The sequence below is a fragment of the Pseudomonas sp. Pdm06 genome (genome assembly GCF_014851795.1).
Taxonomy (GTDB): domain Bacteria; phylum Pseudomonadota; class Gammaproteobacteria; order Pseudomonadales; family Pseudomonadaceae; genus Aquipseudomonas; species Aquipseudomonas fluorescens_AA.
The window spans coordinates 1-265 of the sequence record NZ_JACVAH010000065.1 but is presented as its reverse complement, the minus strand read 5'-3'; the positions used below and the strand labels follow the sequence as shown (position 1 = coordinate 265).

Sequence of the window (265 nt, the reverse complement as noted above, 5' to 3'; positions counted from 1 at the left end):
ACGATGACCTACTCTCACATGGGGAAACCCCACACTACCATCGGCGATGCATCGTTTCACTTCTGAGTTCGGGATGGGATCAGGTGGTTCCAATGCTCTATGGTCGTCAAGAAATTCGGTAGCCAGCACGTGCCTTGTGGTCACGTTCCAGCGAATGGGTATGCGATAGTTTGTGTGTTGCGGTTGAGCGTCTCGAACTTTCGGTTCGTTTCGTCTTCACACACCGCAATCTGGTCTCTTTCGCCCTGGGGCTTGGAGTTTACAA

At 52.1% G+C, this 265-nt stretch carries 1 rRNA gene; it reads right to left on the bottom strand.

Features of this window, described 5'->3' with window-relative positions:
- Nucleotides 1-111, bottom strand: a 5S ribosomal RNA gene (gene rrf / locus IB266_RS31350); the annotation flags it as partial.
- Nucleotides 112-265: the final 154 nt, after the last annotated feature.